The organism is Kitasatospora sp. NPDC087315 (assembly GCF_044744345.1).
GTDB lineage: Bacteria > Actinomycetota > Actinomycetes > Streptomycetales > Streptomycetaceae > Kitasatospora.
The window spans coordinates 28,673-44,511 of the sequence record NZ_JBIUYD010000023.1; the positions used below are offsets into that span (position 1 = coordinate 28,673).

Annotated in this window: 1 protein-coding gene (cut by a window edge); it reads right to left on the minus strand. The window is 72.5% G+C overall.

The window, feature by feature from the left end; translation table 11 throughout:
- Positions 1–15,839, minus strand: partial view of an EndoU domain-containing protein gene (locus tag ACIO5D_RS28985; RefSeq protein ID WP_400798818.1) — the end only. 19,801 nt of this gene lie beyond the right edge of the window; the window shows 15,839 of its 35,640 coding nt (coding positions 19,802–35,640); its start codon lies off the right edge, out of view; its stop codon occupies positions 1–3.

Below are 15,839 nucleotides of genomic sequence, written 5' to 3' on the forward strand. Positions count from 1 at the left end.
CTACCCGTTCAGCGCCCTGAAGATGTCGTCGGCCAGCGAGGGACCGACGTCGTTCAGCAGGTTCGGTGCCACGTCCGGGCCCGGGTGCGTCGGCGCGGCACCCGGCGCCGGCGCCGGCACGGGAACCGGCTCCACCGGGGTCGCGGCCCAGGCCCTGAGGTCATCGAGCGTGACGGTGCCCCCGTCGGCGGTCCGCTCTTCGATGAATCCGATCACCCTCCGCAGCACCTCGGCCCGCAACGACGCCCGGGGCGGCCATTCGAGCAGCTCCCGCACCAGGCGGGCCGCGGCGGTCGAGGAGCCGCCGGCCAGCTCGACCAGCCGGTGGGTCGCGCGGATGTGCTTGAGACCGTCCTCGTTCGTGCTCGTGAACTTCCCGTCGTAGGCCGTCCTCCCGACCCGGAACGTCCCCAGGAGCTGGTCGATCTCGGGGTCCGTCAGCTCGCTCTGCTGCCTCGGCTTCCCGCCCTCCCGCTCCGCCCTCGGAGTCTCCAGGGCCAGGTGGATCTCACGCAGGGCCGTCGGACTCTCGACGAAACGCAGCTCACCTCGCCGCTGCTCGCCGGTGAAGGTGGCGTAGGTGTCGTCCGGCACGTCCCGCTTGACCGTTTCCGCCAGCGGAATGTCGACCGTGAACGGGACGACCCCCTTCTCGGTGACCTTTTCGCGGTTTCCGTCGAAGAACGTCACCTCGATCTCGGCGGCCCCGGCGTAGCGGGCCATCGGGGTCGGGAACTTGCCGTTCGAGATCACCTGGCCCGCGTCGCCCAGCATGCCGCCGTCGCGCCACACCCGCTGGGCTCCGCCGGTGAGACCCGGGGTGTTGGTGATGTCGCCGGGGACCTTGAGGCCGACCTGGCCCTGGAGGCCCGCCTGCTTCGCGGACAGCTCGGTCAGTACGGAGCCGAAGGAGGTCCCGTTCGACGGGCTCAGCTCGACGGCGCTGTCGTTCTCCCGGTGTCGGAGCTCGACGAGCTTCACCCGGACCTCCACGCCCTTGTCCTGGCCCAGCAGCCATCGGCCCGGTGACGCCGTGGCGATCTCCATGCCCTGGCTCGCGGTACCGAACAGCGCCGACAGGTGGCTGTGGGAGGTGATGCTGCCGACCAGGTGGCCGATCCGGCGCCACGTCCCCGTGCCGAAGTACTTCCGCCCGCGCAGCCGCACCAGGTCCTGAACGCCTCCGACGTCGCCGAGCCAGCGCAGCACGTCGGTGTCGCGCAGTCCGGTCGTCCAGACCCGGTCCGGCGGGACCGTGGCGGTGACCGGCGCGGGCGGTTCCGCCGGGAGGGTCCGCGTCGGCTTGATCCCCGTGTTGGGTGCGGCGTTCTCCCTGGACGGGGGCACCGGCCGGGTCTCACCCGACTCGACGATGGTCTCGAAGCCGATCCTCGCGGTGCGCATCATGTGCACGGAGGCCCCGAACAGAGGCCGCCGGACGATCTCGAACTGCAGCTCCGCCTCGCCCTCGAAGGCGCTTCCCGCCACCTTGGCCTTGGTGGCGGAGCCGGCCGCGGTGGTCCGGCTCAGGAGGTCCATGTGGTCCTTGCCCCAGCCGAAGTTGCCCGACAGCCCGACCGTCACCGGCACCGCCCCCGCCACCGGGATGGTGCCCGTCACCCCGGCGGTGACGTTGTGGCCCTGGCCGGCACCGAAGTTGGTGACGCCGTCGGAGCTGGCGAAGGTGCGCTGCACCTGGGTACCGGCGTTGAACTCGGTGACCCCGGACTCGCCCAGGTGGACCATCCTGTCGCGGAGCACGGCGCTGACGCGCACGGTGGTCCGCCCGTGCCGCACGACGATCTCGTCACCGGCCGTCATGGCCTTGAGCCTCGCCTGGAGCCTGCCCGGGGTGAGCTCCTCCACCAGCTTCCGCCGGATGCCGTCCCAGTCGCTCCTGAAGGGGTTGCTCCCCGACTTCGCCGACGCCGACGCCGACGCCGACTCCGGCTTCCGGTCCGGATGCGGCCAGGGCTTCGACTCCAGCTGGTCCAGGATCGAGTCGCCCAGCAGGTGCTTGGCCTTGGCCGTCGTCCCGCCCGTCGCCGTTTCCTTCGTCCCGCCGGTCTCCCGGACCGGGAAGACATCGCTGACGATCGCCGAGGAATCCAGCCGGCGGCCGTCCAGGAAGCCCGAGGGCTGCTTCTCGGTGGACCGCTCCGACGACGCGTGCAGGGGTTCCGCATCACGCAGCGGGACGGCCACCCTCGCGGTCGCCGTCACGTGATCGGTGTACGAGCCGTCGTGCACGTTCAGCCACTTGTACCTGACCTCGACGTCGTACTTCGCGGCGACGTCGAAGAACGCGGCCGCCTCGGTGTGCTTGCCCCGGTTCGAGACGGATCCGACGGTGTCCGTGGCATCGCCGTAGGTACGGTCCAGCCGGTAGGTGTAACCGCCGGTGACATCGACGAACTTGGACTTGAACTTGCCCAGGAATCCGCCCTGGTGGCGGTTGAGGCGGTCCCACGCATAGCCCTGGCCGCTCGACGACTGGGTGCCGGACTCGAACTCGTACTTCCCCGCCATGGAGTGGTACTTGGCGTCTCCCAGTTTGGCCGTGACCGTGATCTCGGCGCTCCACAGCCGGCCGGCGACGGTCTCGGTGATCCTGCCGCCCCGGGTGAGCTGGGAGAGCTGGGTCCTGAGCGCGACCCGGTCGAAGGTCTCACCGATCCGCCGCTTCACCTCGTCGGACGGCTCACCGTACTTCGACCGCACGGCCTCCTCGATGGTGCTGCGCACCTTGCCGGCGTCGCTCAGACCGTGGACGACGTAGGAGGCGTTCAGCTCATGGTTCTCACTCATCCTGCGCGGCGCGACGTACTTGTCGGTCTGGTCCTCGCTCCGGTGGGAGCTGCTGGTCGACGTCTCCGTGGGGTGGCCGTCGCTCCCCCGGCTGCTGCCACCCGCGCTGGAGATCGTCCCGCCGTCGCCGGCACCGGTGTCGGTCTCCTTGGGTCCCTCGAAGACGGTCACCTTGTCGGACGTCCCCTCCTTGAGGGTCTCCCGGGCATCCAGGCCCACCTCGACATGCACGGGTGCCGAGACGTCGGGCTCGTCGCCGACCTTGCCCAGATGGATGTCCACCATCAGCTCGGCGCGGTAGATGACCTGCGCGACCGGGTACTTGCCGTTGGCGTACACCCGGTCGGCGTCACGGCCGCGCCAGGCGAAGCGGTCCCGCTGCTGGGTGCCGCCGGTGAGGACGCCCTCACCGCCCAGCGCCTCCCTCGCACCGCTGCCACCGAGTTGCCCCTGGGCGGCGTAGGTGCGCGCGCGCAGCCGGCGCTCGGCGGCGAAGGCGCCGGTCTCGTTCACCGGGTTCAGCTCGGCCTTGCCGTCCTCCCGCACCAGGGTCATCTTCTCGACCTTCGCGAAGGCGGTGACCACGATGCCGTCCTTGCCGTGCAGCTTCAGTTCCAGCGGCTCGCCCCGGGTCATCGCGGTGAGCCTGGACGCCAGCTTCGGCTGGCTGAGCAGGTGCATGACCTCCTCCCTGACCGAGTTCCACCCGCCCGGGAACTTCGCCGCGCCGCTCTTGTCCACCGCCTGGCGCAGCTCGGCGGTGCCCTCCAGGTCCCGGAGGACGACGGACTCGCCCAGCCCGTGCGATCCGGCCCCGGTGGGCCAGACGCTGTCCGGAGGCCTGATGACGTCGTACGTCGGCGGCACGACGGTCTGCTGGGAGCCGCCGGCCGAATCCGACGCCGGCTCCGGCGTCTTCGTGTCCGCCTTGTCGACGAGGATCCGAACACCGGCGTCGCCCGCCGCATACCCCGTGGTCATGTCCTTGAAGGTCACCTGGAATTCGACGCTGCCGTCGTAGATCACGCCGGGCACCTTGGACTTGCTGGTGAGCTGGGACACCCGGCTCTGCCCCGAGACCTCGACGAACTCCCGCCCCAGCCGCCCCGTGGCTCCGGCGCCGGCCACGGGACCGTCCAGCTTCGGACCGAAGGTGGGCACGATCGGCAGCTGACCCGCGTGGCCACGGTTCGTCAGGCTGCTGCGCACCTGCTGGACGGTGGTTCCGATGTTGAACTCGGTCTCCTTGGTGGCGCCGACCTGATGCAGGCCGTCGACCCTGGCGGTGATCTCGGCCGCGGCGACCGTCCGGCCCGAGCGGTCGGTCAGCACGACCGTGAGCGGCTCACCCGCCGTCATGCTCTTCAAGTCCCGCTGGAGACGGGCGAAGTCGACCTCGGCCAGGATCTTCTGCCGCAGCTCGGGCCAGTGGGCGGCGGCCTCCTCCTGTTCCAGCCTCCTCGTCCTCGCCTCCGCGGATTCCTGCCGGCCCTCCTCCACAGGCTTCAGCCGGGACTCCTCCAGCGGCTTCAGCAGGACCTTCTCCACATGGTCCAGCAGCACCTCCACCGGCCGTCGGCCCTGGCGCTCGCCACGGGGCGAGAGGTCCAGCACGATGTCCTGGCCGCCGACCCGACCGTCCTGGAGACGCTGCGGAGGTGTCTGCTCCGGCGTGCCCGGCGCAAGCGGTTCGCGCACCGGGACGGCCACGGTCACGCCGATCTCCACCTTCTCCGTGGTGTGGCCCTGCTCGGTGCGAACCGTGGAACCCTCGTGCCGGAGCTTGCTGTAGTCGATCTCCAGGCTGATCTCCGACGTGAACACGTTGGCGGGTTCGGAGGTCTTCGAACGCGCCACCATCCCTCCGCTGTCCAGACTGACCTCGCCGTGGCCGCGGTCGTGGAAGTAGCCGGCGAGCTCGGCGAGGTCACCGGAGCTGCTCGAATGCTTGGCCTGGAAGCCGAGGTTGTACTGCCAGCGCACATCACCACGCGTCCCGGTCATGACCGACCGGTCCGCGCCGTTCTCGACCTCGATCTTCTCCTGACGCAGGAACGTCGACTTCTCGACCGTGGCACGCAGCGCGATGCTCCCGCTCCAGCCGTTGCCGTCGAAGGGAGCCACCCACACCTCGCCCCGGGAGAGCGCGGAGAGCATCGGGCGCAGCGTCGCCGGACCGAAGTAGGCGTCGGCGAAGGCCCGGGCCGCCATTTCGTCGCCCGCCATGATCCGCTTGATCACGGCGACGACCTTGTTCCGCGCCGCCGCCTCGTGGTCGGTCAGGCCGATCAGGAGGTCCGTGCCCGCGATGTGCCCGCCCTTGGCGGGGCCCACCGGCACCGGCGGCTTCTCCGGCTCGGGCATCGTCGGCAACGGCTCCTCGACGATCTCGCTCTGCGCAGGAGCCCGCTGCTCGGCCGGCTCGATGGGGTTCTGGTCCGTCGGCTTGTTCTCCGGCGACAGGTCGTCCCGGCGGGAGTCGGTCTCGTCCTGCTCCTCCTGCTTCGGCTCCTTCGGCTCCTCCGACTCGTCCTGCTTCGGCTGCTTCGACTCGTCCTGCTTCGGCTCCTCCGACTTGTCCTGGTTCGAGTCGTCCTGCTTCGAGTCGTCCTGCTTCGGCTCTTCCGACTCGTCCTGCTTCGGCTCCTCCGACTTGTCCTGGTTCGACTCCTTCGGCTCCTCCGGCTTCGGCTCCTCCGACGCCTCCCTCCTGAGCCCCTCCGACTCGGCGGACCGGGACTCCCGGGGGATGGAGGTGCTGGCGTCGTAGCGGCTGCCGTCGCGGTGATAGACCGACACGATCTCACCGTCCCTGGGCCCGAGCTCCGCGACGAGCTCCACCCCGCCGGCGCTCTCGCGCACCACCTGGAGCCGGATACGGAGCGCATGCGCCAGCACGGCCGGCAGCACGGCCGCCTCCGGTCCGGCCGCCGTGACCGCCCAGTCGTCGACCATGGACCTCAGCCGGTTCCGGACGAGCACGTGCCGCAGTTCCTCCCTCAGCCCCGGCCGGTGGCCGATGTCGACGAGGTTCGCGATCTCCCTCGGCATCGGGCGGTACTCGGTGTTCACCCACTCCCAAACAGACTCCCGCAGGAGCGTCGCCAGCCGGTCCGGCAGCACCTGCGTCGGCGAGTAGCCGAGGATGCGCCGGACCATCTCGGGCGCGGTGCTCGTGACCGATTCCAGAAGGCTGAGGACGTCCTCCCCACCGACCGGCAAGGGTGCCCCGACCTGTGACGGAAGCCGCTCGTCATCGGCAAGCCTGCGCGCCTCCTGCTCCTCCGCCGCCGCCTTGTGCGCCGCTTCCTGCTCGGCAGCCTTGTGCGCGGCCTCCTGCTCCTCCGCCGCCTTGCGCGCGGCCTCCTGCTCGGCAGCCTTGCGCGCGGCCTCCTGCTCCTCCGCCGCCTTGCGCACCGCCTCCTGCTCGGCAGCCTTCCGCGCGGCCGCCTCCTGCTCCTCCGCCGCCTTGCGCACCGCCTCCTGCTCGGCAGCCTTCCGCGCTGCCGCCTCCTGCTCCTCCGCAAGCTTGAGCGCCGCCGTCTCCTCCTCGGCAAGCCTGCGCGCCGCCGACGAATCGGACTTCTGCTGCGACGACTCCCCGCCCGAGGTTCGCTCCATGAGCACGGGCGGCTCGATCGGCTTGCTGCCGTCGTAATGCCTACCGCGCACGTCGTAGTAGACCGCGACCCGTCGCCCGTCCGCCGGCCCGTAGCCGCCGAAGTCGTGGACGCCGTCGTGGTTCATCAACCGGAGACGGACACCCAGCGCATGGGCCAGTGCCGGCGGAAGCATCTCTCCCGCGTCCGACGACCATTCGCCCCGCCAGTTCCGGATGGTCCGGAGCAGTGCCGCGCGTTCGTGGGGCGATACCGGCTCGGTGGCCGCGATGACGTGCTGCGCGGCGAAGTCCACCAGTTCGTGTCGGCTCAGTCCCACATACGCGTCCCGGGATTCGGCCGGAATGCGCAGGAGCAGCTCACTGTCACTCAACGCGTCGAAGCTGCCGAGCCGCTGCCAGCGGAGGGCGGACACGACCTCGGCCGGGAATTCCGCCGCGTCCAACTGCCGGTAGTGGTCCTCGACCTGACGCCGAAGGCCCTCGATCGGGTCGGTGGATCGCGCCGTCCACCGCTCGACCAGGTCGGGTGCGCTCACGGAGACCGCCCGCAGCAGGCAGAGGCCGTCGCCCGCCACCTTCACCCGGGGCCCGGCCGGTTCGAACTCCTCCACGTCGCCGGGCCTGCGGCTCGACTGCGGGGTGCCGTCCGCCCCGCCCGGGGACATGGTGTGCTGCAGGACGGGGTGCGTGGTGGCGCCGCCCTGCGTCACGGGCCTGGCCCAGAAGTCGGTGATCAGTCCGTTCTCCTGGCGGATGAACACCCGGTGGGTCGGGAACGAGTGCCCGATGACCGGGGCCAGCACCGCGCCGGGTGTCTGGAGCCGCGTCCGGGCGAGCTGGTTCTGCGCGTTCTCCAGCACGTGGAGGGCGAGGCTTCGCCGGTTCGGCTCCGACCAGTGGTCGGGCATGCCCCGGCCCGCGTCGGCGGCGGGGTTGGGCATCGCCGCGTCCACCCTCGGGGTGTAGGTCTCCGTCATGCTGGTGACGGCCTGCGGACGGACGCCCGTCCCGGGCTCTCCCGGCGCCCGCAGCGGAGGCGGCGGCGGGGTCGTCGGAGCCAGCTGGTGCAACTGGCCGGGGTTGTTCTCCGCCAGCCAGCGGATGTACCCCGGGAGGTCGCCGTTGGCCATCGCCCGGACGTCGGGCAGCAGGATGTCGAGCGCCGACTGGAGGGCCCCGTTGCGGATCGCTGCCGCTTGCTGGGGCTCCAGCTGACGGGCCTGGTGGTCCGTCGCCGCGAGCAGGGTGACGGCGTCGTGGCCGGTGGTGCGCAGGGCCTGCGCCGGGTCCTGGACGAAGTCCAGCCTCAGGCGGACCAGCGACGGTCCGGCGCTGCGGCCGAGGTACTCGTCCACCCGGCGCTGCAGGTCGGCCCGGGCGGGGGCCGAGTCCCCGGCGCCGAGGTGGATGTTGAGCGAGAGTTCGACGCCGGCCCGGCCGCTGTCGAAGCGCACATGACGGAACGTCGCCGGCACCCCCGGGGCAAGCTGCCCCACCCAGGGGGTGGACTGTGCGACCACGTCGTCGGCGCTCCACCGCTGGTGCGGTTGAACGTCGGTCGGGCGGTGGGTGAGGTGCCGGCCGTCCAGGGTGATCCCCTCGATCCGCACGCCGCCGGCCATCCCGATCCAGCGCTCGGGCGTGACCCCGGGCGGGGTCCTCAGCTGCGCGTTCGCGTACGCGTGCGCCACCGCCTGCTCGACCTGGGCGGGCGTCCAGTTCTTGGGGTAGAGCGTGTGCGTCTGCCAGTCGGCGCGCCGGTGCCAGGACTCCGGGAACCTGGCCTCCGGGGAGTCCGGGTGGACCTTGGGGTCGAGGAACCAGACCGAGGACCGGTAGGTGCCGTTGTCGTTCACCTTCCACGGTTCGTCGACCCGGATGCCGCGGAACGTGGCGGCCACCGGGTTCTGCTGGTGGTGCACACCGTCGAGCAGGTGGCGGTTGCCGTAGCGGACGTGGTCCTCGGTCGCCTGGGTGAACGTGCTGTCCGTACGACGCCAGGGCAGGTGCGCGGGCATGTCCAGCCCGTCCTGCCAGTTCGAGGGGCGGAACGAGACGATCTCCTCGCCCCGCACCTCGCCCTCGATCCGCACCCCGGCGTACTCACCCAGGAAGTGGTAGCTCACCTCACCCGACCGCTCGATCCCGACGGTCCGGCGGGCACTGAGCGGGTGCTCACCGGGGCGCGGGCCGTCGAGCAGCCCGGCACCCGCCGAGGGGACGAGCGGCGGGGCGTCACCGGCCCGCCGGGCGGCGAGGTGCGCCTGCTCGGCCGCGTACACGGCCTGCTCCGTCGTCCAGTGCTTCGGGAACATCGTCCGCGTCGTCCGGCCGGGCCGGATCTCCTCGATGTCGCCCGCCAGCCGACCGCTGTGCGTCGCCCGCTCGGTGGTCGTGGCCCCCACCTGGAAGGTGCCGTTGGGGTTCAAGGACCCCGCCACCTCGGTCGGCCGCGGCCGACCCGAGCCCAGCGGCGGGTACAGGTGGCCGCCGTCACCGTTCCGGGTGCCGCGCAGCGCGGTCTCGATGACCTCGCCGCGCAGGCCGACCCGCGTCGGCAGCCCGTCGGGCGTGAAGGTCGCCTCGGGCCGGCCGAGGACCCGGTCGATCCCCGTCCCCAGCTGCCGCAGGTTGCGCGGCTGCATGACCAGGTCGGTCGCGAGGGCCGGCGCCGCCCGGTAGCGGTTGTCGTTGTCGAGGTCGAAGCGGCCGTCGGGGATCAGGATCTGGGATCCCATCATTCCGCCGTCCGTGTACTGGGCGCGGCGCCCGTTGCCGGGCTTCGCCTCGCGGTACTCGTCGGGGAGCCCGAGATGGTGGCCGAGCTCGTGCGCGAGGACGAATGCCGGAGTGCCCAGGTGCCAGGCCCGGTGGTGCTCGCGCATCGACTCGGGGTGGATCACGACGGTCTGGGCGGCCGGACCGGCGGTGTGGACGAGGCCGGCGCGGATTCGCAGCAGGTCGCCGTTGGGCAGCCGCTGGCCGAGGTTGTACGCCTGGTCGACGCCTTCCGCCAGCCGCCCCTTCATCGCCTCCAGTGCCGCACGGATTTCCGGGATCCGAAGATCCAGCCGACTGGTGTCCAGGTGGAGCCGGACCGTCAGTACCGTCTCGCGGTCCCCTCCGGGCAGGTCTCGCCGGTGGACCTCGAAGCGCTGGCCGGCGCGTTCCTCCATCCCCCGGACGAAGGCGTCCGTCGGCGGCCGCACCGTTGCCAGCGGGGCCCCCAACTGCTCATCGACGGAGACCCGTCGGGCGAGCGGCTCGCCCCAGAAGTCGGTGATCCGGCCGTTCTCGGTCCGCACGTTGATCCGGACGTCGCCGAAGCTGCCGCGGTGCACCACCGGAGCCGGGGGTCCACCGGCCGGGGCCTCGTGGGCCGGTGCGCCCTCGCTGTGCGTCACGATCCAGTGGGCGGCGTACCGCCTCGTGTCCTGCGACCACGTGGTGGGCAGGCTGCGGCCGGCGCCGTCGGCGAGGACCGGGGCGAACCGCTGCGCGATGTCCCCGGCCTCCCCGTGCACCCAGCCGCCGGCCGAAGGCTGCTGCTGCTGCGCCACGGCCAGCAGTCGCGCGCCCGGGGCCAACGGCGGTGCGCCGGCCATGAATTCGCGCACCAGGGCGTCCAGCCCGGAGGTGCCCATGGCCTCCGCGAGGTCCGGGAACAGCTCATCGAACGAGGTGATGGTCTCGTGGGCGACGTCGACCTGCGGCGCGTCCTCGGAGCCGGTGACGAAGTTGAGCCGCATCCTGACCAGACCGGTGGCGCCCGGCACCCGCGGGGCGTCGTGGAGGTGGGTGTCGACGAGCTGCTGCAGGTGCTCCCTCATGGCCTGGACCTGCGGGGCGTCCATCCCGTCGGGGTGCAGCAGCTCGATGTCGGTGACGAGCTCCACGCCCTCCTGGCCGCTGTCGAACAGCACCCGTCGGACGTCGACCCGCATGCCGTAGTCCTCACCCTGTGCCTCGTGGAACTGACCACGGTGGGCGACATGGTTCTCCGACCAGGCGGAGTGGGGAGCGTGCGGCTGGTTCAGGGTCGGGCTGTGGAAGACCACCCGGCCGTCCACGGAAATGCCCTCGATCCGCACGCCGCCCGCCTCGCCCACCCAGCGCAGGACCTCGCCTGCCCCCAGCGGCTGGAGGTGGCGGCCCAGCGGTGTCTCGACCCAGTGCAGGGTGCCGGGGGTCTCGCGATCGGCGTAGATCCTGTTGGCGAAGGCCTCCTGGACCCGCTGGTCGGTGATCTGCGCCGTCCAGTCCAGCGGGTAGTACGCCTCCTTGCCCGGCGCGTCGGCCGCGCGGCGCAGGTTCCAGGGCAGGCCCGCCTCCACCGATCCGGGCGTGACCCCCGGGACCGGCGACCAGTCGTGGACGCGCACGACACCGTTGTGGTCCACCGTGTGGTTCGGGGCCGGCCAGGCACTCGGCCGCACCGGCTCGGGCGGCGCGCCGCCCGGGGTGCGCCGGTGCCAGACCCCGCCGGCCGGCTGCCCGATCGGCGTGCGCGCCGAGCCGGCCGCGTCGGCGGACCCCGCTCCGTGGACCGAGGCGGTGTGCAGCAGCGCCGGCTCGGCGTCCCCGTCCAGGAGTATCTGGCTGTCCGGGTACACGTCCTCGTCCGTGGTGTGCACCGGCGTGTGCTCGTCCGTGGTGTGCAGCGGCGTGTGCAGCGGCGCCCCGGGGCCTGCCTGGTGCCCGGCCGCGGGGTTCGGTTCGGCCCAGAAATCGGTGATGAGACCGTCCACGAAACTGACCGTCACCCGATGGCTCGGGAATTCGTGCATGACGGTCCCCACCCGGGGGAGAGCCCCGCCCTGCTGCGCGCGCCGCTGCCGGAACTCCTCCAGGACTTCGAGGGCCACGTTCCTGCGGTCCGCCTGCGACCAGTGTGCGGGCATTCCGTGCCCCGCCCCCGCCGCGAGACCGGGCATGGCCTGGTCGCTCACCCGCGCGGCGACCGACGCCGCCATGTCGACCAGTTGAAGATCCGCCGGACGCCTCGCCGTCCCGGGCAGGTCCGGCGTACGCAGCGGCTGCGTCTGCGGGGGGTCGTACGTGGTCCGGCCCAGGTGCGTCGGCATCTGCCCGGCGAGGCCCCGAACGACATCGGGCAGGCTGCGGCCGGTGATGTGCGTGATGTTCATGACGTCGGGCATCAGGGCGATCAGGGCGTCACGCCGGCCCCCGCCGAGGATGGCGGCCCGGTCCTGCTCCGGCGCCCCCAGGGCCCGGCTCTCCGACTCGCCGATGAAGACCATGGGGTTCAGCGCGAGGCTGCGGGCCTGCGCGGGGTCGTCGACGAAGACCAGCCGCACCCGGGCCAACGTCGGCCCCGCAGGTTCGGTGAGGTAGTCGTTGATCCGGTTCTGCAGCCGCGTCCGCTCCTGCGGAGTGACCTCGTTGGACACGTGGACGGGGACGTCGATCGTGACGCCGGTCTGTCCGCTGGGAAAGATGAAGTGGCGGGCGGTCAGACGCCGCCCGGGGGCGAGGTCCACCGGCAGGCCTTCGGAGCGCCACAGCTGGTTGGGGCTCCACCGGCTGTGCGGCTGCGAGGTCGCCGGCCGGTGCACCAGGTGCCGGCCGTCCTGGGTGGTGATGCCTTCGATGAGCACGCCGTCGCCGAGACCCCTCCACCGCTCCGAGCCGTCGGGCAGGAGCTCCCCCGGGCCCCTCCGCTGCTGGTAGGCCTCCGCCACCGCGGCCTCGATCCGGTCGCGCGTCCACCGCTCGGGGTAGAACGTGTGGCCCTCCTCGCCGGTCTGCCGGCGTTCCCAGTTGGCGGGGAGCCGGGCCTCGACCGAGTCCGGGTGGATCCCGGGCCTGAGGTACCACACGGTGGCCCGGTAGGTGCCGTTCTCGTTCATCGCCGACCGCGGGTACGGGTCGACCCGCACGCCGTGGAACCGGGCGGCGACGGGGTTCCGGTGGTGGTGGACACCGGTGAGCTCCCGCCGGTCCCCGTAGTGCTGGAACCGGTCGGCGGCGGTGGTGAACGTGCCGGCGGAGCGGTACGGCAGGTGGGCGGCCGCGTCCAGGCCGTCCTGCCACTCGGACGGCCTGAACGAGACGATCCGGTCGCCCCGGACCTCGCCCTCGATCCGCACGCCGCCGTACTCGCCCAGCCAGTGGTACGTGCTGTCCGCCCCCCGCTCCCGCGCGCTGCTCTCCGCGGTCGCCCGACTGCGCTGGTACCCCTCCTCCCGGCGGGCCGTGAGCGGGTTGCCGCCGTCCGGCATGCCGCCGTCCGACGGCCGTTCGCCCGCCCGGAGGGCGGCGTGGTGGGCCTGCTCGGCCGCGTAGGCGGCCTGCTCCACCGTCCAGTGCCTGGGGAACATCGTCCGCGTCGTCGGAGCGGAGCGGGGCACCTCGATGTCGCCGGCCAGGGTGCTGGTCCGGACCGTCCGTTCGACGGCCTCCCCCGCCACCTCGAAGGTGCCGTTGCGGTTCAGGGAACCGGCCACCACACGCGGCTGCTCCCGGTCCCCGCTCGACGAGGGGAGCAGGTGGCCGCCCCGGCCGCGCGGTCCGTCCTCGCCGTGCAGCGCGGCGCGGATGACGTCGGCTCCGAGCTTGGCCCGCTTCGGCAGCCCGTCGGCCGTGTAGCCCTGGGTGACCCCGTCGAGGGTCCGGTCGATACCCGCACCCAGCTGGCGCAGGTTGCGCGGCTGCAGGACCCCGTCGGTCATGATGCGGACCGGCCCCCCGCCGAGGTGGTCCGCGCCGATCGAAGCCCGGCCGTCGGGCTCCGTGCGCAGGGATCCCATCAGGCCCCCGTCCGGATACACGGGGCGGCGTCCACGACCGGGCCTCGCCTCGGCGTACTCGTCGGGCAGCCCGAGGTGGTGCCCGAGCTCGTGGGCGAGCGTCGTCGCGTCGGTGCCCAGGTGCCACTGCTGATGGTGCTCACGCCCGTCCCTGGCGGTGATCGCCACGGTCCGGGCGGCCGGACCGGGGGTTTCGAGGAGTTGGGCCCGGACCCTCAGCAGATCGCCGTTGGGCAGCCGCTGACCGAGGTTGTAGGTCCGATCGACGCCCTCCGCCATCCGGGCCCTGAGCTCGTCCAGCGCCTGCCGGATTCCGGGATCCCTCAGGTCGAGGCCGCGGGTGTCCAGGTGGAGCCGGACCGTCACCACACTCTCGTGGTCCCCTCCCGGCAGGTCGCGCCGGTGCACCTCGAACCCCTGGGCATCACGTGCCTCCAGTCCTCGGACGAACTCCCACTCCGGCGGTCCCACGGTGGTGAGGGGCCGCCCCAGGTCCTCCGTGACGGAGACGTTGCGGTGGTGTGCCTCGCCCCAGAAGTCGGTGATCAGACCGTTCTCGGTCCGGACGTTGATCCGGAGGCCGCCGAAGGAACCGCGGTGAACCATCGGGACCGCCGCCCCGCCGACGGCGTCGGCGAGGGGCGTGCCCGCGTTGTTCGTCCGGACCACGTGCGCGGCATACCGCCGCGCGTCCGCCGGCCAGTCCTGCGGCAGACGCCGGCCGGCGTCGGTGGCGAGGTCGGACGCGAACGACGACGCGACGTCCTCCGCCCGGCCGTGGACCCAGCCGTCGCCCGGCCCGGTCCCGGTGCCGTCGTGCGGCGACGGGACCGACACGGCGTGCAGCCGGGCCCCCGGGTCCAGCGGCGGCATCCCGTCGACGAGCTGGTCCAGCAGACCGTGCAGCCCGGCCTGCTCGACCTCCATGGCCAACGCGGGCGCCAGCTCGTCGAAGCCGGTCACGGTGTCTTCCCGCATGTCGATGCGCGGGCGGCCCTCCGACACGTCGTCGAACTCCAGCCGGAGCCGGACCGGCGGGGCACCGGGCGACCGGAGCACGGCGTCCTGGACGTAGGCGTCGGCGAGCCCCTGCAGGTGCTCCATCATCGCCTGGGCCTCAGGGTGTTCGAGGCCTCCGGGGTGCCGCAGCTCGAACTCGGCGGTGACCTCCAGGCCTTCCTGGCCGCTGTCGAACAGCACCCGCCGGACGGTCAGCGGTGGTCCGAGGGCCACGGCGACCGGCACGTGGGCGTCGCCGACGTGGGCCACGTGGTCCTCACCGGGCCAGCCGGCATGCGGCGCGTGCGGCTGGTGCAGGGTCGGGCTGTGCAGGACGATCCGGCCGTCGACGGCGATGCCCTCGATCCGCACACCGCCCGCCTCACCGACCCAGTACTGGGCAGTGCCGTTGGGCAGCTGCTCAAGGCGTCGGCCCTGCGGCCCCTCCACCCAGTGCAGGGAGTCCGCCGGCATGTTCTCCGTCCGGAACCTGTTGACGAACGCCTCGACGGCATGCTGCGCGGTGGTCTGCGCCGTCCAGTCCCGCGGGTAGTACGCCCCCCTGCCCGCGGCCTGCGCCGGCCGGCGCAGGTTCTGCGGGAGGGCCGCCTCCGGCGACCCCGGGGCGACTCCGTCGACCGGCGACCAGTCGTACACCCGCACGACACCGTTGTGGTCCGTGCTGTGGCTGTCGGCCGGCCAGGCGGAGGGGCGCACCGGTTCGGTCGGCGTCCCGTCGAGGTTCGTCGCGGGGTGCCAGACCCCGCCGGCGGGGGGAACGGTGCGGGCCCGGGCCGGGCCGCCGGCGCCGGCGCCGGCGGGATTGCCGACCGACAGGGTGTCCGGCCCCACGGCCCCGACGATGCCGCTGTGCAGCGGGCCGCCGTCCGTGGTGCCCGGTGCGAAGTGCTGCGGGAGGTCCCCCGGGCCCCCCGTCAGCAGACTCGCCAGACCGTCCACCATCCCGGCCATGTGCTCGTCGTACACGCCCCCCGGCGGCGACGCCTCCGGACCGTCCCCCGCCAGCAGACTCGCCAGACCGTCCACCATCCCGCCCATGTGCTCGTCGTACACGCCCCCCGGCGGCGACGCCTCCGGACCGTCCCCCGCCGGCGGGTTCCCGGGCCCGACCTCCTCCGGATCGGGGTGTATGACCAGGGGTTCGACCGTCCCGGGCAGACCGGGCGCGCGAAGTGGCGCCGCCTCGACCGCCTGAGGGGCGCGCGGGAGCGGGACAAGGGCCCCCACAGGATGCTGCCCGGCCAGCGAGTGGATGTACTCCCCGAGGAACTGCCCCTGATGCTCCGAGAGGACATAGACGTCCGACGTCAGGGCGTAGATGAGGCCACGAGCATCGTTCCGGCTCGCGTTCGGGCTCTCCAGGCGTCCGAGCCAGGACACCACATCCCCGGCATTCCCCCCACGACTGTGCGCGGCCGCCGGGTCGTCGGTGAAGGCCAGCCGAAGCCGCGCCAGGTCACCTCCCTGGCCGAGGTACCTGTCCACCTGGTACTGCAGCCTGGCCTGGAGCCCGGCTGGGTCGGTCGCCACCTCGTCCGGACTCAGGTGGACCGGAACGGTCAGCTCGGTCCCCGTCTGGTCGCCGGCGAACTGGACTGCGCGCAGCCTCCCTTGGCGGC